Source organism: Stutzerimonas sp. (assembly GCF_982611455.1).
In genome coordinates this window covers 1-20,113 of record NZ_CEXBBO010000026.1, presented here as the reverse complement: position 1 = coordinate 20,113, position 20,113 = coordinate 1, and the positions used below count along the sequence as shown (strand labels likewise).

Genomic DNA, 20,113 nt, shown 5'->3' with positions numbered 1-20,113 from the left:
CCGGACAGACACTGACCATGGCTAAAGTATTTGCCATCGCCAATCAGAAGGGCGGTGTCGCCAAGACAACCACCTGCATCAATCTTGCCGCTTCGCTCGTCGCAACGCGTCGTCGCGTGCTGCTCATCGACCTCGACCCACAAGGCAACGCCACGACCGGAAGTGGCGTGGATAAGTTGAGTCTGGAGTATTCGATCTATGACGTGCTGATCGGCGAATGTAGCTTGGTCGATGCCATGCAGTTTTCCGAACACGGTGGCTATCAGCTGCTGCCGGCAAACCGTGACCTGACAGCCGCGGAAGTTGCCCTGTTGAACTTACCGGCCAAGGAAAACCGTTTGCGCGAGGCGCTCGCGCCGGTACGGGAAAATTACGATTACATTCTTATAGATTGCCCACCTTCGCTTTCGATGCTGACTATCAACGCGTTGACCGCGGCCGATGGCGTTATCATTCCGATGCAGTGCGAATATTACGCGCTCGAAGGATTGACCGATTTGGTCAACTCGATCCAGCGCATCGCCCAGGTGTTGAACCCGTCGCTGAAGATCGAGGGTCTGTTGCGCACTATGTACGATCCGCGCAGCAGCCTGACCAACGATGTCACCGAACAGCTCAAAGTGCATTTCGGCGAGAAACTCTACGATACCGTGATCCCACGCAATGTGCGGCTGGCCGAAGCACCCAGCCACGGCATGCCGGTGTTGGTCTATGACAAGCAATCCAAGGGTGCCTTGGCCTATCTGGCACTGGCGGGCGAACTGTCGCGTCGCCAGCGTCGAGCCGCCCGCAGCGTAACCGCATAAGGAATTTTCATGGCGACCAAAAAACGAGGCCTAGGACGCGGACTGGATGCCCTGCTCGGCGGCGCCAACGTAACGGCACTGCAGGATCACGCCGTTCAGGTCGATGAACGCGAGCTGCAACAGTTGCCCCTCGACCTGATTCAACGGGGCAAATATCAACCGCGACGTGACATCGACCCGACGACTCTCGAGGAACTGGCGCAATCGATCCGCGCCCAAGGCGTAATGCAACCGATCGTCGTCCGCTCGATAGGCTCGGGACGCTACGAAATCATTGCTGGCGAGCGCCGCTGGCGTGCCAGTCAGCAAGCTGGCCTGGATAAGATTCCAGCGATGGTGCGCGAGGTCTCCGATGAGGCTGCCATCGCCATGGCACTGATCGAGAATATTCAGCGCGAGGATCTCAATCCAATCGAGGAAGCCGTGGCCCTGCAACGGCTGCAGCAGGAATTCCAACTGACGCAGCAACAGGTCGCCGATGCTGTGGGTAAATCGCGTGTCACCATCAGTAATCTGCTGCGTCTGATTGCCCTGCCAGAGGAAATCAAGACGCTTCTGTCGCATGGCGATCTTGAAATGGGGCACGCCCGAGCACTACTGGGACTGCCGGCGGAGCGGCAGGTCGATGGTGCGCGTCATGTTGTCGCACGCGGGCTGACCGTCCGCCAGACCGAGGCGCTGGTACGGCAGTGGCTGAATAACAGCGAGGCTACCAAAGCCGAGCCGAAGAGCGATCCTGACATTGTCCGTCTGGAACAGCGTCTGTCTGAGCGCCTGGGTTCTCCGGTGCAAATCAAGCATGGCGAAAAGGGCAAAGGTCAGTTGGTGATCCGCTACAACTCGCTGGATGAATTGCAGGGTGTGTTAGCCCACATACGCTGAAACAATTACAAACGTATAGAGTTGTAGTACTGCCTGGTAGTCACTACCAAATGGTTGTACCTGACCCTAACGCCACATATAATCTGCGCGCATTTTCAAAGACATAAGGCATGGCGATTGACTGACATGCCGGCGAAAGCCAAGGGACAATATTGGTCGGCTACGAGCAAAAACGCCTACCCTTCCATCGGTTAGCGGTTTTTCCGGTTCTGATGGCGCAGTTGTCGTTATTGCTCATCTCAGCGGTCGTACTGTGGCTTTGGGTCGGTAACGTTGCGAGTTACTCTGGATTGCTTGGCGGTTTGATCGCCTTGCTTCCGAATATTTATTTCGCTCATAAGGCTTTTCGCTTTAGTGGCGCGCGGGCTGCTCAAGCTATCGTCCGGTCATTTTACGCCGGCGAAGCAGGGAAACTGATCTTCACGTCAGTGCTATTCGCGCTGGCGTTCACAGGGGTGAAACCGCTGAACCCACTTTCATTGTTCGGTGTGTTCATACTGACTCAGGGTGTCGGCTGGTTTGCTCCTCTGCTGATTAAGAAAAGAATTTCAAATTGATTCATTGAGGCAATCATGGCAGCAGAGAACGCTTCGGGATACATACAGCACCACCTGTCGAACTTGACCTACGGCCGTTTGCCAACCGGAGAATGGGGCTTCGCCCACTCCGCTGAGCAAGCTAAGGAAATGGGGTTCTGGGCATTTCATGTGGATACCCTAGGGGTTTCCGTGGTGCTCGGCCTGGTATTTATCCTGCTGTTCTGGGCTGTTGCTCGAAAGGCCACGTCCGGCCAGCCAGGCGGCGCGCAAAACTTCGTCGAAATGATGGTGGAATTCGTTGATGGCAGCGTTAAGGATACGTTCCACGGCCGCAACGCGCTCATTGCACCATTGGCCCTGACTATTTTCGTCTGGGTATTCTTGATGAACTTCATGGATCTCATCCCTGTAGATTGGTTGCCTATGCTGGCGGCCAACATCGTCGGCAATGAACATCTGTTCTTCCGCGTAGTCCCGACCACCGATCCGAACGCTACGCTTGGCCTGGCACTTTCCGTGTTCGCGCTGCTGCTGTTTTATAGCGTCAAGGTCAAGGGTTTGGGTGGATTCCTCGGTGAGCTCACACTGCATCCTTTCAGCAGCAAGAATATGGCCGTGCAGGTCCTGCTCATTCCGATCAACTTCCTTCTTGAATTCGTTACCCTGATCGCCAAGCCTGTTTCGCTGGCGCTGCGTCTGTTCGGCAACCTTTATGCTGGCGAACTGATCTTCATCCTGATTGCCATCATGTTCGCTAACGGCGTGGTGCTGGGTGGGCTGGGTATTGTTCTGCAGTGGGCGTGGGCTGTGTTCCATATCCTGATCATCGTGCTGCAGGCCTTCATCTTCATGATGCTCACGATCGTATATCTGTCGATGGCTCATGAAGAAAACGATCACTGATTCGATTCGCTTTACCTAAACCCTTAACCAATACGACATAAAGTCGGAGGAAAAATGGAAACTGTAGTTGGACTGACTGCTATCGCTGTAGCTCTGCTGATCGGCCTGGGTGCCCTGGGTACTGCAATCGGCTTCGGCCTGCTGGGCGGCAAATTCCTGGAAGGCGCAGCGCGTCAGCCGGAGATGGTGCCAATGCTGCAGGTGAAAATGTTCATCGTCGCCGGCCTGCTCGATGCGGTGACCATGATCGGTGTAGGTATTGCGCTGTTCTTCACTTTCGCGAACCCCTTCGTTGGTCAATTGGCAGGCTGATCCATTCGATTTTTCGAGTGGATGAGTTTGACGGACAACGAACGAGCGAGGTGTTGGCGTGAACATTAATGCAACCCTGATTGGCCAGTCCGTTGCGTTCTTCATTTTTGTGCTGTTCTGCATGAAGTTCGTGTGGCCTCCGGTCATTACAGCTCTGCGGGAACGCCAGAGGAAGATCGCTGACGGCCTGGACGCTGCCAGTCGTGGTGCTCGTGATCTGGAGTTGGCTCAGGATAAAGCGAGCCAGCAACTGCGCGAAGCCAAGACGCAGGCAGCTGAAATCATCGAGCAAGCCAAGAAGCGCGCTAACCAGATCGTCGACGAAGCTCGCGATCAGGCCCGTGTCGAAGGTGAGCGGCTTAAGATCCAGGCTCAGGCCGAGATCGAACAGGAATTGAACGGAGTCAAGGACGCTTTGCGTGCCCAATTGGGTAGCCTGGCTGTCAGCGGCGCCGAAAAGATCCTGGGCGCTTCCATCGATCAGAACGCGCATGCGGAGCTGGTTTCCAAACTGGCAGCCGAAATTTAAGCGAGGGGCGCGATCATGGCAGAACTGACCACGCTGGCCCGACCTTACGCCAAGGCTGCCTTCGAGTACGCACAGGTCCATCAGCAACTGGCCCAATGGTCAGCCATGCTCGGTCTGGCTGCGGCGGTGTCGCAAGACGACACCATGCAGCACGTGCTCAAGGCCCCGCGTATGACGAGAAACGACAAGGCCACCACCTTCGTCGAGGTGTGTGGTGAAAAGTTCGACGCCCAGGCACGCAATTTCATTCACGTGTTGTCCGCCAACGACCGCTTATCGTTGTTGCCGGAAGTCTCCGAACTGTTCGAGCTGTACAAGGCTGAACAGGAAAAAACGGTAGACGTGGATGTGACCAGTGCCTTCGCGTTGAGCAACGAACAGCAAGACAAACTCGCCAAGGTTCTCAGTGCACGGCTCGGCCGGGAAGTGCGCCTGCATGCCGCGGAAGATGCCTCCCTTTTGGGTGGCGTATTGATCCGCGCCGGCGACCTGGTTATCGATGGCTCAGTCCGCGGCAAGATCGCGAAACTGGCCGAAGCATTGAAATCTTGAGTTTGAAGGGGCAGCAGAGCAATGCAGCAACTCAATCCTTCCGAAATAAGTGAAATCATCAAGGGACGTATCGAAAAGCTCGATATCGCCTCCCAAGCCCGTAACGAAGGCACTGTCGTCAGCGTATCGGACGGCATCGTGCGGATTCATGGTCTGGCCGACGTCATGTACGGCGAGATGATCGAATTCCCCGGTGGCGTCTACGGTATGGCTATGAACCTGGAGCGCGACTCTGTCGGCGCCGTGGTTCTGGGCGCTTACCAGACGCTTGCCGAAGGCATGAGCGCCAAGTGCACCGGCCGTATCCTCGAGGTTCCGGTTGGTCCGGAACTGCTTGGTCGCGTAGTCGATGCCCTGGGTAATCCGGTCGACGGTAAAGGCCCGCTCAATAACGTTGCTACCGACGCGGTCGAGAAGGTCGCGCCGGGCGTGATCTGGCGTAAGTCGGTAGACCAGCCGGTTCAGACCGGTTACAAGGCCGTGGATGCCATGATTCCCGTTGGCCGCGGCCAGCGCGAGCTGATCATTGGCGACCGTCAGATCGGCAAGACGGCTCTGGCGATCGACGCGATCATCAACCAGAAAAATAGCGGTATCTTCTGCGTTTATGTCGCTATTGGCCAAAAGCAATCGACCATCGCCAACGTGGTACGCAAGCTTGAGCAAAACGGCGCTTTGGCTAACACCATCATCGTTGCCGCGAGCGCTTCAGAATCCGCCGCGCTGCAATTTATTGCACCATACGCCGGCTGCACCATGGGCGAGTACTTCCGTGACCGTGGCGAAGACGCCTTGATCGTTTATGACGATTTGTCCAAGCAGGCAGTGGCTTACCGCCAGATTTCCCTGCTGCTGCGTCGTCCGCCAGGACGCGAGGCTTACCCAGGCGACGTGTTCTATCTCCACAGCCGTTTGCTGGAGCGTGCTTCTCGCGTTTCCGAAGAATATGTCGAGAAGTTCACCAACGGTTCCGTGACTGGAAAGACCGGTTCGCTGACGGCATTGCCGATCATCGAAACCCAGGCTGGCGACGTTTCGGCGTTTGTTCCGACCAACGTGATCTCCATCACCGACGGTCAGATCTTCTTGGAATCGGCCATGTTCAACGCAGGTATCCGCCCGGCCGTGAACGCTGGTGTGTCGGTATCACGCGTAGGTGGCGCCGCGCAGACCAAGATCATCAAGAAGCTGTCTGGTGGCATCCGTACCGCTCTGGCTCAGTACCGCGAATTGGCAGCCTTCGCTCAGTTCGCTTCTGACCTGGACGAAGCTACCCGCAAGCAGCTCGAACATGGTCAGCGCGTCACCGAACTGATGAAGCAGAAGCAATATGCGCCTATGTCGATCGCCGATATGTCGTTGTCGCTATATGCCGCTGAGCGTGGTTTTTTGACTGACGTCGAAATCGCCAAGATCGGCAGCTTCGAGCAGGCCCTGATTGCTTACTTCAACCGCGATCACGCCGAGCTCATGGCAAAGATCAACGTGAAGGGTGACTTCAACGACGAAATCGATGGCGCTCTCAAGGCGGGCATCGAGAAGTTCAAGGCCACCCAAACCTGGTAAGCCGCAGCGGAGGCCGCAAGGCCTTCGCCTGCTAACCCGATAGGTGTCAAATGGCAGGCGCAAAAGAGATTCGCAGCAAGATTGCGAGCATCAAAAGCACGCAAAAAATCACCAGCGCCATGGAAAAGGTGGCGGTCAGCAAAATGCGCAAGGCTCAAATGCGCATGTCTGCCAGCCGTCCCTATGCCGAGCGTATACGGCAGGTGATTGGCCACTTGGCCAATGCCAATCCGGAATACCGGCACCCGTTCATGGTTGATCGCCCGGTCAAGCGTGTCGGCTACGTGGTGGTGAGCTCTGATCGTGGTCTGTGCGGTGGTTTGAACACCAACCTGTTCAAGGCGCTGGTCAAGGACATGGTCGCGAACCGTGAAAATGGCGTGGAGATTGATCTCTGCGTTATTGGCAGTAAGGGCGCGGCGTTTTTCCGCAACTTCGGCGGCAATGTCGTCGCAGCGATCAGCCACCTGGGCGAGGAACCCTCGATCAATGATCTGATCGGTAGCGTCAAGGTTATGCTGGACGCTTACCTTGATGGTCGTATCGATCGTCTGTCGGTGGTCTCGAACAAATTTATCAATACCATGACGCAACAGCCGACAGTGGAGCAGTTGGTTCCTCTGGTGGCCGATCCGGATCAACAACTCAAGCATCACTGGGACTATCTGTACGAACCCGACGCCAAGGAACTGCTGGACGGTTTGATGGTGCGTTATGTGGAGTCGCAGGTGTATCAGGCGGTGGTTGAGAACGGCGCGGCTGAACAGGCCGCCCGGATGATCGCGATGAAGAACGCAACTGACAACGCCGGTGATTTGATCAGCGATCTCCAGCTGATCTACAACAAGGCACGTCAGGCCGCGATCACCCAAGAGATCTCGGAAATCGTCGGCGGCGCTGCCGCGGTTTAACGGTTCAAATATTCAGAGGAACCAGCTATGAGTAGCGGACGTATCGTTCAAATCATCGGCGCCGTGATCGACGTGGAGTTTCCACGCGATCAGGTCCCGGGTATCTATGACGCTTTGAAAGTGCAAAGCGTCGAAACCACCCTGGAAGTCCAGCAACAGCTTGGCGACGGCGTGGTTCGTACAATTGCAATGGGTTCCACCGAAGGCTTGAAGCGCGGACTGGACGTTAGCAACACTGGCGCAGCCATCTCCGTTCCGGTCGGTAAAGCGACCCTGGGCCGGATCATGGATGTACTTGGTAATCCGATCGACGAAGCTGGCCCAATCGGCGAAGAAGAGCGTTGGGGCATTCACCGTCCCGCACCGTCTTTCGCTGAACAGGCAGGCGGCAACGATCTGCTGGAAACCGGCATCAAGGTTATCGACCTGATCTGCCCGTTTGCCAAGGGCGGCAAGGTTGGCCTGTTCGGCGGCGCTGGCGTCGGCAAGACCGTAAACATGATGGAGCTCATTCGTAACATCGCCATCGAGCACAGCGGTTATTCGGTATTTGCTGGCGTGGGTGAGCGTACTCGTGAAGGTAACGACTTCTATCACGAGATGAAGGACTCTAATGTTCTCGACAAGGTAGCCCTGGTCTACGGTCAGATGAACGAGCCGCCAGGTAACCGTCTGCGCGTGGCATTGACCGGCCTGACCATGGCCGAGAAGTTCCGTGACGAAGGTAACGACGTTCTGCTGTTCGTCGACAATATCTACCGTTACACCCTGGCCGGTACCGAAGTATCCGCACTGCTCGGCCGTATGCCGTCGGCGGTGGGCTATCAGCCGACTCTGGCCGAAGAAATGGGCGTTCTGCAGGAGCGCATCACTTCGACCAAGAACGGCTCGATCACCTCGATTCAGGCCGTATACGTGCCTGCGGACGACTTGACCGACCCGAGCCCGGCGACCACCTTCGCCCACCTGGACGCCACCGTTGTACTGTCGCGTGACATTGCCTCGCTGGGTATTTACCCGGCGGTCGATCCGCTCGACTCGACTTCGCGCCAGCTGGACCCGAACGTGATCGGCAACGAACACTACGATACCGCTCGCGGCGTTCAGTATGTTCTACAGCGCTACAAAGAGCTGAAGGACATCATTGCCATCCTGGGTATGGACGAGTTGTCGGAAACCGACAAGCAGCTTGTGTCCCGCGCGCGTAAAATTCAGCGTTTCCTGTCGCAGCCGTTCTTCGTGGCGGAAGTTTTCACTGGCTCTCCAGGGAAGTACGTTTCGCTGAAAGACACCATCGCAGGCTTCAAGGGCATCCTCAACGGCGACTACGATCACCTTCCAGAACAAGCGTTCTACATGGTTGGTGGTATCGAAGAAGCCATCGAGAAAGCCAAGAAACTGTAATCCTTGCGCCCGGGGACGGGCGCTCACCAAGCGGCGAGGCTGGCGACATGCCAACCTCGCTGTTTGATACGTGAGGCTAGATATGGCTATGACAGTCCATTGCGATATCGTCAGCGCAGAAGGCGAGATCTTTTCCGGTCTGGTCGAGATGGTGATTGCCCATGGCAACCTCGGTGACATCGGTATTGCTCCAGGCCATGCGCCGCTGATTACTGACCTGAAGCCGGGTCCGATTCGTCTGACCAAGCAAGGTGGCGAAACAGAGGTGTTCTACATCTCTGGCGGATACCTGGAAGTTCAACCAAACATGGTCAAGGTACTTGCCGACACTGTGCAGCGTGCCAGTGATATCGACGAGGCGTCTGCTCTAGAAGCGGTCAAGGCTGCTGAAAAGGCCCTGAACCAGAAAGGCGCGGAGTTCGATTACGGTTCCGCTGCGGCACGTCTGGCCGAGGCCGCGGCGCAATTACGGACGATTCAACAGATGCGTAAGAAGTTCGGCGGCTAAGCCACCGGCGTCTTCATCGTAACTAATTAAAAGGGTAGCCTTGGCTACCCTTTTTTTTATTTTCAGGCCAGGAAAGACTCGTTGCCGTAGTCGGTCACGCACGGGCCATGATTGTTCAGGATCTGCCATGTCACTCGATATCGTCATTCTCGCCGCTGGCCAGGGCACCCGCATGCGCTCCGCTTTGCCTAAGGTGCTTCATCCGGTTGCCGGACAGTCCATGCTTGGTCATGTCATCGATACCGCGCGCATGCTGGAGCCCAAGGCTATTCACGTGGTGATCGGCCACGGCGCGGAACAAGTTCGTGATCGCCTGGCTGCGGAAGACCTGAACTTCGTTGTGCAGGCCGAACAGCTCGGGACCGGCCATGCCGTTGCTCAGGCATTGCCAGCCATTTCGGCCGAGCGGGTGCTGATTCTCTACGGTGACGTGCCGCTGATCGAGGCGCAGACCCTGGAGCGTTTGCTGAAAAAGGCCGACCCCCAGCAGCTCGCCTTGCTCACCGTCGATCTCGCCGACCCGACCGGCTATGGTCGTATCGTCCGTGATGCGCAGGGCGCTGTGCAGGCGATCATCGAGCACAAGGATGCGTCGGTTGAGCAGAAGCTCATCCGCGAAGGCAATACCGGAATCCTCGCGGTGCCTGGCGATCGACTTGGCGATTGGCTGGGGCGCCTCTCCAACAGCAACGCGCAGGGTGAGTATTACCTGACCGACGTGATCGCCATGGCTGTGGCTGACGGTCTGGTCGTCGCCACCGAACAGCCGCTCGACGCAATGGAAGTACAGGGCGCCAATGACCGCATCCAGCTTGCAGAATTGGAACGTCATTACCAGCAGCGTGCGGCTCATCGCTTGATGGCCCAGGGCGTCACGCTGCGCGATCCCGCCCGCTTCGATCTGCGCGGCGAGGTGACAGTAGGCCGTGATGTGCTGATCGACGTGAACGTGATTCTGGAAGGCCGGGTGGTGATCGAGGATGGCGTCGAGATCGGCCCCAACTGCGTGATTCGCAACAGCACCTTGCGCCGCGGCTCGGTGGTCAAGGCCAACAGCCATCTGGAAGGCGCCGAATTGGGCGAAGGCGCCGATTGCGGGCCGTTCGCACGTTTGCGCCCCGGTGCGATGCTAGGCGCCAATGCGCATGTCGGTAACTTCGTAGAAGTGAAGAATTCCCGTCTGGGCGAGGGCGCGAAGGCGGGCCATCTGGCCTATCTCGGTGATGCCGAAATCGGTGCGCGGACAAACATTGGTGCCGGTACCATCACCTGCAACTACGATGGCGCCAACAAGTCCCGCACGGTCATGGGCGAGGATGTCTTCATCGGCTCCAACAGCTCGTTGGTTGCTCCGCTGACCCTGGGTGATGGCGCCACCACAGGCGCTGGCTCGGTGATCACGGCGGATGTGCCGGCCGCCACCCTGGCGCTCGGGCGGGCTCGGCAGGTGTCGATCCAGGGCTGGCAGCGTCCGCAGAAGTCTCGCAAGTAATCCTGCGACGACGAGTGCCCCGCGCGCTTGGCGCGCTGCGACTTTTTCCCGATGGGCACTCAAGAGATCGTACATCTGGCCGATCTACCAGGGCATAACGACAAAGGAAGCGATCATGCCCTCCCTGACCCGCCTGTCCATCCAGTGGAAGATCACTCTTCTGGCTGGCCTCTGCCTGCTGCTCATCGTTGGCCTGTTGGTCGGCGCTTCACTCTATCAATCGCGTCAGGCGGTGGCTCTGGTCAGTGCCTCGAGCAGCGCCATGCTCGAGGAGTCCGCGCGTAGCAATCTGCAGGCGCGTGGCCTGGCGCAGGCCCTGCGCATCGAACGCCAGTTCAACGATGCCTATCAGTACGGTCAGGGCTTCGTCCGGCAGGTGCTGTCGCTGCGTGAACAGTCCATCGAGCGCATGTCCAACGCCTTCGAGGTTCGTGAGGATCTGCATCGGCAGATCAAGAGTGCGCTGCAAGCCAATCCCGACCTGATCGGCCTGTACGTGGTGTTCGAAACCGACGCGCTGGACGATAAGGATGGCATGTTCATCGGTAACGAAGAGATGGGCGGCAATGACAGCGGCCGCTTCTCGCTGTATTGGTCGCAGCGCTCACCTGGCCAGCTCAATGCTGAGACTATAAGCGAGCCGATGCTCGCCGATACCTCCCCGAGCATCAGTGGCGCACCCTACAACGCCTGGTACAGCTGCCCACGCGACAGCGCCCGAGTCTGTTTGCTCGATCCTTATTTCGACGAGGTGGAAGGCCAGCCGTTGCTGATGACCAGCGTTGCCTTTCCCATGATCGAAGATGGCAAGGTGATCGGCGTGGTAGGGGTCGATATCAGTCTGGCCTCGCTGCAGCAGCATAGTCAGCAAGCACATCAGGAGCTGTATCAGGGCGAAGGTCACTTGAGTGTGATCAGCCCGGCCAAGCTGTTGGCCGGCCACAGCCGCGATGCCGGCCTGCTCGGCAAGCCGCTGAGTACCGCCTTCAATGGCGATAGCGAGGCGATCAGCCGCGCTGTCGATAGCGGTCAGAAAGCGCTGCTCGAAAATGGTGACATGCTGCGGGTGTTGCAGCCTGTCCAGCCGATCCCCGAACTCAAGCCCTGGGCAATTCTACTGGAAGTGCCGAAGCAGGTCCTGCTTGGCCCGGCCCTGCGTCTTGAACAGACGCTGCATGCGCAAAGCCGTCAGGACAGCATGATCGCCTTGGCCATCGGTCTTGGTGCCGTGCTGTTGGGTCTGGCGCTGATGTGGCTGACCGCGCGTGGCGTCACCCGACCCATCGAAGGGGTCGCGGCGATGCTCAAAGATATCGCCAGCGGCGAGGGCGATCTCACCCGCCGGCTGGAATACACCCGCGAAGACGAACTGGGTGCGCTGGCCGGTTGGTTCAATCGCTTTCTCGACAAGCTGCAGCCGACCATCGCGGATGTGAAGCGCTCGGTTCAAGATGCGCGCAGCAGCGCCGACCAGTCTGCCGCCATCGCGACACAGACCAGCGCGGGCATGCAGCAACAGTTCCGCGAAGTCGATCAGGTGGCGACGGCGTCGCAGGAAATGAGTGCGACCGCGCAGGATGTCGCGCGCAACGCCGCGCAAGCGGCTGAAGCGGCACGCGGTGCGGATCAGGCCACTCATGAAGGGCTGAGCGTGATCGATCACACCACGCACAGCATTGGTAGCCTCGCCGACGAGCTTAACCATGCGATGACTCAGGTCGAAAGCCTGGCCGCCAGCAGCGAACAGATCGGGTCGGTGCTCGAGGTCATCCGCGCAATCGCCGAGCAGACCAACCTGCTGGCACTCAATGCCGCTATCGAGGCTGCACGAGCAGGCGAGGCCGGACGCGGCTTCGCCGTGGTGGCCGATGAGGTGCGCAGCCTGGCTCGGCGTACCCAGGAATCCATCGAAGAGATTCGCCAGGTCATTGAGCGTTTGCAGAGCGGCACCCGCGAAGTGGTGACGGCAATGCAGGACAGTCGCAGCCAGGCCCAGGGCAGCGTCGATCAAGTAGGAAATGCGGTTGCGGCGCTGCGCAAGATTGGCGACGCGGTGGCAGTGATTTCCGACATGAACCTGCAGATCGCAAGTGCGGCCGAAGAGCAGAGTGCAGTAGCGGAAGAAATCAACCGCAACGTGGCGGGCATTCGTGACGTCACCGAATCGCTTTCCGGACAGGCCGACGAGTCGGCACGGGTCAGTCAGGCGCTCAACCAGTTGGCCAACCATCAACAGAGCCTGATGAGCTATTTCCGGGTCTGATGCCCGAACGGGAGTTGACGGAGCCAACAGATTAGGTTTTGATTCGCGGAATTAACTTTCGAATCGAAACTTAAGCATGTCGAAACGCAACACACCGCAGCGACGTCACGCCATACTCGCCTTGCTCAACGAGCAGGGCGAGGTGAGCGTCGATGAGCTGTCCAGGCGTTTCGAAACCTCCGAAGTCACCATTCGCAAGGACCTCGCTGCGCTGGAAAAGAATGGCCTGCTTCTGCGCCGCTACGGTGGCGCGGTGCCCTTGCCGCAGGAACTCATTGGCGACGGTGTGCAGCCGGTTTCGCCCTGGAAGCAGGCCATCGCCCGCGCAGCCGTTGTCTGCATTCGTGAGCACGCACGCATCATCATCGACAGCGGCACCACCACCGCCGCGATGATCCCCGAACTCGGCCACAAGCATGGCCTGCTGGTGATGACCAATTCGCTGAGTGTGGTCAACGCTCTGCGAGAGCTGGAACACGAACCGACGTTGCTGATGACCGGCGGTACCTGGGATCCGCACTCCGAATCGTTCCAGGGGCAGGTGGCGGAACAGGTACTGCGCTCGTACGATTTCGATCAGCTGTTCATAGGCGCTGATGGCATCGACCTGCAGCGTGGCACTACCACCTTCAATGAATTGCTGGGCCTGTCGCGGGTCATGGCTGAAGTGGCCCGTGAAGTCATCGTGCTCGCCGAATCCGACAAGATCGGTCGGCGGATACCCAATCTGGAGTTGCCCTGGGGCGATATCCACACTCTCATAACGGACGAACGCCTCACCTTCGAGGCGCGTTCAAGCATTCAGGCCCGCGGCGTCAAGCTGATCTGCGTGGCCGTCGAACCCCCTCAGGAGACCTGACCATGTGTGGCATCGTTGGCGCCGTCGCTGAACGCAACATCACCCCAATTCTGCTCGAAGGCCTCAAGCGCCTGGAGTACCGAGGCTATGACAGCGCTGGCGTTGCCGTACTGGATGCCGATGGCAAACTGCATCGCTTGCGTCGCTCCGGCAAGGTCGCCGAACTGGAGCAAGCGCAGGAGCAGGAAAAGCTCACCGGCCGTCTGGGTATCGCCCATACGCGCTGGGCTACCCATGGCGCGCCGTGCGAACGCAATGCCCATCCGCATTTTTCCGGCGAAGATCTGGCCGTGGTGCACAACGGCATCATCGAAAACCACGAAGCCCTGCGTCAGCAGCTCAAAGGGCTGGGTTATGTTTTCGTATCCGATACCGATACCGAAGTCATCGTGCACCTGCTGCGACACAAGTTGGACGAACTCGGTGACCTGACTGTGGCGCTCAAGGCGGCGGTAAAGGAGCTCCATGGCGCCTATGGTCTGGCGGTGGTCAGCGCCAAGCAGCCGGATCGTTTGCTCGCCGCACGCAGCGGCAGCCCGCTGGTGATCGGTCTGGGCATGGGCGAGAACTTTCTCGCATCGGATCAGCTTGCCCTGCGCCAGGTGACCGACCGTTTTATGTACCTGGAAGAGGGCGATATCGCCGAGATCCGCCGCGACAGCGTGCACATCTGGGATGTCGATGGGCAAACCATCGAGCGTGAAAGCGTGCAGTACCACGAGGGCGCGGAAGCCGCGGACAAGGGCGAGTACCGCCACTTCATGCTCAAGGAAATCCATGAGCAGCCCAAGGTGGTGCAACGCACTCTCGAAGGCCGACTCGGTGATCACCAAGTAATGGTGCAGGCGTTCGGCCCACAGGCTGCCGAGCTGTTCGCCAAGGTGCGAAACGTGCAGATCGTTGCCTGCGGTACCAGCTACCACGCCGGTATGGTCGCGCGTTACTGGCTGGAGGAACTGGCCGGCATTCCCTGTCAGGTCGAGGTCGCTAGCGAGTTTCGCTACCGTAAAGTAGTGGTGCAGCCCGACACACTGTTCGTGACCATCTCTCAATCCGGCGAAACCGCGGATTCCCTCGCCGCACTGCGTAACGCCAAGGGGCGTACGGATGAGGAGGGGCGCTACCTCGCTAGCCTGGCGATCTGCAACGTTGGAATCAGCTCGCTAGTACGCGAATCCGATCTCACCCTGCTGACCCAGGCCGGACCGGAGATCGGCGTCGCCTCGACCAAGGCTTTCACCACGCAACTGGTCGGCCTGTTGCTCCTGACTTTATCTCTCGGTCAGGTACGCGGTACGTTGGGTGCTGCGATGGAGGCCGAACTGGTAGACGAGCTGCGTCGCCTACCGACGCGCCTGGGTGAGGCGCTGGCGATGGATGCCACGGTGGAGAAGATCGCCGAGCACTTCGCCGAGAAACATCACACCCTATTCCTCGGCCGCGGCGCGCAATACCCGGTGGCGATGGAGGGAGCGCTCAAACTCAAGGAGATCTCCTACATTCATGCCGAGGCCTACCCAGCGGGCGAGCTCAAGCATGGTCCGTTGGCGCTGGTCGACGCGGATATGCCAGTGGTAACCGTGGCGCCGAACAACGAGTTGCTGGAAAAGCTCAAATCCAATCTTCAGGAAGTGCGGGCTCGTGGCGGCGAATTGATCGTCTTCGCTGACCGGGAAGCGGGAATCGAGAACGGCGAGGGCACCTTCATCGTCAGCATGCCGCATATCCATGACGTGCTGGCGCCGATCCTCTACACCTTGCCGCTGCAGTTGCTCTCGTATTACGTCGCGGTGCTGCGCGGCACCGACGTGGACCAGCCGCGTAACTTGGCAAAGTCCGTGACGGTGGAATAATCCGCGGCTACATCTGACCGAAGATGGCTGCGAATAATAAAGATTGACACAAAATAATAAAGTCTGACACAAGTTATTAAAGTCTGACACAATACGTAAACCCCTGTATATACAGGGGTTTCTGTTTCTGGGCTAAGCCGTTTGTCAGGGAGCGGTGCTTGGAATTTTACTAGGAGTACTCTGAATGCCCCTTCGACAGGGATGCTTGGCAGCCCTTAGTTTCCTACAACAATTTTTTTGCTGAATGAGGGGGCCGGTCCAGACGGCCTGAGGAGGGAGGGTGCGAGGTCGTAGATTTGCTTCAAATCAGGATATCGAACGGCACATCGCCAATGGTTTTGGAGCAGGCGCCGGAGCTGACTATGTGCCTTGGTTACGTGTTCAGGATGTCCCTTCGATGGGGCGTTCCTGGAAAATTCAAGGCGTTAAGATCGATCGAATTCATCACCTCTTATCTGATCTTGAACGGGCGTATTTTCTACTCTGTGAGTTTTCGGAGGACGTAGTAGACATCCGCGAGCAGTACCCTCTGCTGCCGTTGGATAGCACCCAGGCAATCGCCAGTGCTATCGGTGTTTGTTATCCAAGGTACAAAGCCACCTCTGTTCCGCTCGTAATGACCACTGACTTTCTGCTCACCGTTAAGCAGCCAAACGGGGACTTCAAGTCCGTTGCTAGAACAATCAAATATCAGCAGGACCTTCAAGGCAAAGACTGTGCTCGCACCTTGGAGAAGCTAGAAGTCGAGAGACGGTTCTGGATGAGCCAAGGCGTAGATTGGAGCATCGTAACGGAGGAGCTGTTTACGCCCGACTTGATCCTGAATCTCGCATTTCTTCGCAAATACGCTAAATTGCCTCGCGCCCTGATGGATGTCTCGCTGCATTCGGAATTTATCGAGATTCTTGAGTCGATAAAGGTTTGCCCATGGTCAACTTCAGAGAGCTTGAGAAAAATTGGCAACCGACTATCCATACCATATAGCGAGGCTCGCGACATTTTCTTTAATTTAATCTGGCGAAAAATTATAAGGCTCAACTTAAGCGGTGCGCCGTTACACCTCAAGTCGCCCTTACCAGATTTCAGCGTTGTCTCCCCCACCGAAATGATCGAGCTGAGTGAGAAGTCGTCATGAACATATCAGTCAATGATGTGTTCGAGCCGGTCACAGAGCTCTCCGCGCTCTCTACTATGGTCAGAGCACTTCACCTAGATGAGAAGAACGATGCGCTGGTTGTCATAGATCTGACTGAGCCTCCCAAGAAGCCCTATTCCATTGGCCTGGAGGAGCTCAAGGTTTCATTGGCGTCGGGCCATACAAAGCCTGTAGTTACGGCTGTGCCAGAATTCCTGCTGGTTTTGGAAGAGGATCTCGACGAGAGCTCTAGACGCGATAGGGACCAAAAATGGGCATTGATCGCCCCGCTTTTGGATCCGGGCTATCCAGGGCAAATATTCTTTCGTGGCGAGATGGGCAGGCTGGTAGGAAATCGTGCTGCTGAAGTAGGCGTGCAGCGTAAGACAATTTATCGTTTGTTATATAGATACTGGTTTTATGGCCAAGTAAGAAATGCGCTTCTAAAAAACTATTCTGCTGTGGGTGTTGGGAGTCGTAATTACTCTGCAGATAAGCGGCCAGGGCGAAAAGCTAAGTACCAAGGGGTGCTAGTCCCTCCTGCAAAATTACTCAGCGAGGTCGATAAGCGATGCATTCGTTTGTCTTACGCACTTTACGCAAAAAATAAGACATCAACGATTCGTAGTGCTTACGACAAAATGCTGAGGAACTTCTACTCGGAAAAAGAGCTTTCCAAAAACGCCGAGAACCGAGTCCGCTTGCTCCCTGAATCTGAGATCCCGACATTCAACCAGTTCGATTATTGGGGCAAGCAATTTTTTGATGAGATCGAAACCGATCGTGGGCGTAAGGGTATGAGGAAGTGGCTTAAGGATTGCCGCCCGTTATCCGGTACCGTCCGCGATTGGCTTCGAGGGCCCTGTCATCAATTCGAAATCGACGCGACCATCGCCGACATTTACCTGGTTAACAGTTACTCCCGAAGGATGCTCATCGGCCGTCCCGTGGTGTACATCGTGGTCGACAGTTTCTCGGGAATGATTGTTGGCCTGTATGTCGGTCTTGAGGGGCCTAGCTGGAACGGGGCTCGGCAGGCACTGTTCAACGCATTTACCTCCAAGGTGGAATTTTGTGCGCAGAACGGCGTTGATATCAGGCCTGAGGATTGGGACTGTCATCACCTGCCGCATCAGATCTATGCCGACAGAGGTGAAATGCTGGGGGCTGCTGCTGAGGGCCTCGCGGCTGGCCTGGGTATCGATATGGGGACAGCTCCTCCGTATCGACCAGATTGGAAGCCCATGGTCGAGAGTCGCTTCGGCATTCTGAATGATTTAACCGGTATTAGGTGGCTCCCCGGCGGCGTAGCGGCCCGAGAAAAGGAACGGGGCGATCGTGATTATCGGCTCGACGCGACGCTGAATCTGAAGGAGTTCACCCAGATAATCATCGAGTGCATCCTCCACTACAACCGCTATCACCGGCAGCCAAATCGACTTACCCAGGCGATGATGAACGATGGCGTGGAACCCACCCCGATGGAGATCTGGAGGTGGGCGTCGGAGAATGACCTTATCCAACCCAACAAGCGGCCTGACGAGCTGATTTATCTCAATTTGCTGCCTCGGGAAAGGGCCACCGTCCAAAAGGGAGGCGTGTTGTTCCGCGGCATGCATTATCTCTGCGAGATGGCTGTCCAGGAAAACTGGTTCGCAAAATCGCGTCGCAATGGCGTTTGGTCTATTGATTGCTGGTTTGATCCGAACTCCGCAGCGCACATCTGGATCAAGGGCGAGAACAAGGAGTTCCTGCGCTGCGACCTGCGACGGTCGGATGCCAAGTATGCAAATTATCGCTCGGACGAGGTCTACGATCTTCTGGAGGCCTACAGGCAGTTACCACCAACTCATAAACGCGCCGAACTAGAAAGCCGGGTAGGTTTGGTCGCTACGGTTGAGCAAATTGTCGGCAATGCAATGGACGAGAGAAAGCTTGAACCAGCAGCCCGCTCTAAGGCTGAAGCGTTGGCGAATATACGCGACAATCGTGCGGAAGAGCGGCTGCTGGAGCGAGAGCACGCCACTGTACCTGACGGTGTACGTGCGGAACCCGTTCAACCTGATGCACAGAGTCCTGCTATCGCCCGAGATTCATACGCTGGATCCCGCACCGCGCAGGTTATCGATCTGCTCAAAAGAGTTCGACCGGGGCAGAACAAATGAGAGGCGCTAAAGCTCTTGCGAGCTATACGAAGCAGGCCATCACTGAATACGCGGGAAACCCGCTGATCGAAGCGTTGCCACCAATTCTTGACGAAGCTGCGGCCGCCGAGCTGATATCAAATTTTCCCAAGCCGGTAACACCTGAGGAGCTTGAGCTCGACGGGGCGATGCGGATTCACTGTATTGATCGCTTGAGGACGGTTGTGCAGCCGTTTCTGCTGCATCTGGAACTAGAGTCCCTGCTATCACTGCTGATCCGCCGCGGATATGTCGGCCGCAATCCAACCAGCGCCTCCACGGTCAGGCACCTGCACTCCTTGTCAGGGGCTCAGCGCTATCACGATGCGTTCAAGTCGACAGCTGACTCCTTCAGCGTTGTGGGCCTGAGTGGTATCGGGAAGTCCACTGCACTGCATGCCATTTTGAGCCTTTACCCTCAGACGATCCGGCATGAGCGTTATGAGGGTCAGCAATTCGTCCACACCCAGATCACCTGGCTCAAGCTCGATTGTCCGCGAGATGGCTCGCTGGCTGGATTTTGTCAGCAGTTCTTCCACGCGGTCGGCCAGGCATTGGGCGACCAGGATTATCACAGGCGCCACCGGCACCGAAACATCAACGATGCGCTTCAACAGATGGAACAGGTAGCCAGCACGTTTTTTATCGGCGCCTTGCTCATTGATGAGCTGCAAAATCTTCACCTGGCGAAGACAGGGGGTAAGGAAAGCATGCTGAATTTCTTCCTCCATCTGGTGAACAACATCGGTATCCCGGTCGTGTTCATCGGCACGAATTCGATGATCAGTCTGTTCTCGGACGTAATGCGTGTCGCTAGGCGTAGTTGCGGTGGGGGAATGATAGAGTTCAAGCGCTTCGAGAAGGAGGATGACGAGTGGCGTTTTTTGGTTGAGAACCTTTGGAGCTATCAGTGGTGCAAGCAGGCGGCTGAACTGACTCCTGAGATCTTCGACGCTTTGTACGAGCACACCCAGGGCGTGACTGACTTCTTAGTTAAGTTATTGGTGCTGAGCCAGCGCTATGCCATTCAGAGTGGCTCCGAGTGTCTGACTGCCGAGATGATCGTCAAAGTAAGCAACTCCAAGATGCAAATACTCAGGCCAGCGCTATCGGCTCTGCGCAGTCGCGATCCCAGTCGCATGCGCAAGTTCGACGACCTGCTTCCCATTGAGGAGCAGCTGATGGAAATGATGGCGTTCAATGGACTTGGGCGGGCTGACCGTCTTGCTTTGCTTCGAGGTGTGACCCCGTCTGCACGGTCAAACACCGCGGTAACAGAAGCTGCTGTGAAGAAATCCGCTGCGCCTGCAGCAGTTGCCGTTGGGTCTTCGCAAGCGAAGGCGTTCAGTGAGCATCCTGACACTGAATCGCCCCTAGTTTCGTAGACACCTCCAGGCCTCATAATACGGCCCACTA

18 protein-coding genes are annotated in these 20,113 nt (G+C 57.2%); all 18 read left to right on the top strand.

The window, feature by feature from the left end; translation table 11 throughout:
- The first annotated feature begins 17 nt into the window (after positions 1–17).
- The 18 genes from AC2LD7_RS15535 (at position 18) to AC2LD7_RS15450 (ending at position 20,082) form a co-directional block, all read left to right on the top strand.
- On the top strand, positions 18–806 hold the full coding sequence (locus AC2LD7_RS15535) for a ParA family protein (protein ID WP_484598630.1): 789 nt from the start codon (positions 18–20) through the stop codon (positions 804–806).
- Positions 807–815: 9 nt separating this feature from the next.
- Positions 816–1,688 (top strand): ParB/RepB/Spo0J family partition protein, encoded by an 873-nt coding sequence (locus tag AC2LD7_RS15530; protein ID WP_484598629.1) that lies wholly within the window; start codon positions 816–818, stop codon positions 1,686–1,688.
- A 152-nt stretch (positions 1,689–1,840) separates the two neighbouring features.
- Positions 1,841–2,245 carry a F0F1 ATP synthase subunit I gene (locus AC2LD7_RS15525; RefSeq protein ID WP_484598628.1) on the top strand — a complete coding sequence of 135 codons (405 nt, stop codon included), beginning with the start codon at positions 1,841–1,843 and terminating at the stop codon, positions 2,243–2,245.
- Between the two features lie 15 nt (positions 2,246–2,260).
- Positions 2,261–3,130, top strand: a complete 870-nt coding sequence (gene atpB / locus AC2LD7_RS15520; protein ID WP_484598627.1) for a F0F1 ATP synthase subunit A — start codon at positions 2,261–2,263, stop codon at positions 3,128–3,130.
- A 54-nt stretch (positions 3,131–3,184) separates the two neighbouring features.
- On the top strand, positions 3,185–3,442 hold the full coding sequence (gene atpE, locus AC2LD7_RS15515) for a F0F1 ATP synthase subunit C (RefSeq protein ID WP_002555987.1): 258 nt from the start codon (positions 3,185–3,187) through the stop codon (positions 3,440–3,442).
- Positions 3,443–3,500: 58 nt separating this feature from the next.
- The gene (locus AC2LD7_RS15510) at positions 3,501–3,971 is read left to right on the top strand and encodes a F0F1 ATP synthase subunit B (protein WP_484598626.1); all 471 of its coding nucleotides are present in this window, start codon (positions 3,501–3,503) and stop codon (positions 3,969–3,971) included.
- Positions 3,972–3,986: 15 nt separating this feature from the next.
- Complete coding sequence (locus AC2LD7_RS15505; RefSeq protein ID WP_484598625.1) at positions 3,987–4,523, top strand: F0F1 ATP synthase subunit delta; 537 nt, start codon at positions 3,987–3,989, stop codon at positions 4,521–4,523.
- A gap of 21 nt (positions 4,524–4,544) precedes the next feature.
- The gene (gene atpA, locus AC2LD7_RS15500; RefSeq protein WP_484598624.1) at positions 4,545–6,089 is read left to right on the top strand and encodes a F0F1 ATP synthase subunit alpha; all 1,545 of its coding nucleotides are present in this window, start codon (positions 4,545–4,547) and stop codon (positions 6,087–6,089) included.
- Positions 6,090–6,139: 50 nt separating this feature from the next.
- Positions 6,140–7,000, top strand: a complete 861-nt coding sequence (atpG, locus tag AC2LD7_RS15495; RefSeq protein ID WP_484598623.1) for a F0F1 ATP synthase subunit gamma — start codon at positions 6,140–6,142, stop codon at positions 6,998–7,000.
- A gap of 27 nt (positions 7,001–7,027) precedes the next feature.
- Positions 7,028–8,404 carry a F0F1 ATP synthase subunit beta gene (gene atpD / locus AC2LD7_RS15490; RefSeq protein ID WP_484598622.1) on the top strand — a complete coding sequence of 459 codons (1,377 nt, stop codon included), beginning with the start codon at positions 7,028–7,030 and terminating at the stop codon, positions 8,402–8,404.
- 82 nt (positions 8,405–8,486) lie between these two features.
- The gene (locus AC2LD7_RS15485) at positions 8,487–8,912 is read left to right on the top strand and encodes a F0F1 ATP synthase subunit epsilon (RefSeq protein WP_484598621.1); all 426 of its coding nucleotides are present in this window, start codon (positions 8,487–8,489) and stop codon (positions 8,910–8,912) included.
- Between the two features lie 127 nt (positions 8,913–9,039).
- Complete coding sequence (gene glmU / locus AC2LD7_RS15480; RefSeq protein ID WP_484598620.1) at positions 9,040–10,404, top strand: bifunctional UDP-N-acetylglucosamine diphosphorylase/glucosamine-1-phosphate N-acetyltransferase GlmU; 1,365 nt, start codon at positions 9,040–9,042, stop codon at positions 10,402–10,404.
- A gap of 115 nt (positions 10,405–10,519) precedes the next feature.
- Positions 10,520–12,667 carry a methyl-accepting chemotaxis protein gene (locus AC2LD7_RS15475; protein ID WP_484598619.1) on the top strand — a complete coding sequence of 716 codons (2,148 nt, stop codon included), beginning with the start codon at positions 10,520–10,522 and terminating at the stop codon, positions 12,665–12,667.
- A 76-nt stretch (positions 12,668–12,743) separates the two neighbouring features.
- Positions 12,744–13,526, top strand: a complete 783-nt coding sequence (locus tag AC2LD7_RS15470; RefSeq protein ID WP_484598618.1) for a DeoR/GlpR family DNA-binding transcription regulator — start codon at positions 12,744–12,746, stop codon at positions 13,524–13,526.
- Positions 13,527–13,528: 2 nt separating this feature from the next.
- Positions 13,529–15,379, top strand: coding sequence for a glutamine--fructose-6-phosphate transaminase (isomerizing) (glmS, locus tag AC2LD7_RS15465; RefSeq protein WP_484598617.1), 1,851 nt, complete (start codon positions 13,529–13,531; stop codon positions 15,377–15,379).
- A 280-nt stretch (positions 15,380–15,659) separates the two neighbouring features.
- The gene (locus AC2LD7_RS15460; RefSeq protein ID WP_484598616.1) at positions 15,660–16,514 is read left to right on the top strand and encodes a TnsA endonuclease N-terminal domain-containing protein; all 855 of its coding nucleotides are present in this window, start codon (positions 15,660–15,662) and stop codon (positions 16,512–16,514) included.
- On the top strand, positions 16,511–18,679 hold the full coding sequence (locus AC2LD7_RS15455; RefSeq protein ID WP_484598615.1) for a Mu transposase C-terminal domain-containing protein: 2,169 nt from the start codon (positions 16,511–16,513) through the stop codon (positions 18,677–18,679). The genes AC2LD7_RS15460 and AC2LD7_RS15455 overlap by 4 nt, the downstream gene beginning before the upstream one ends.
- Positions 18,676–20,082, top strand: coding sequence for an ATP-binding protein (locus tag AC2LD7_RS15450; protein ID WP_484598614.1), 1,407 nt, complete (start codon positions 18,676–18,678; stop codon positions 20,080–20,082). The genes AC2LD7_RS15455 and AC2LD7_RS15450 overlap by 4 nt, the downstream gene beginning before the upstream one ends.
- The last annotated feature ends 31 nt before the right edge of the window (positions 20,083–20,113 follow it).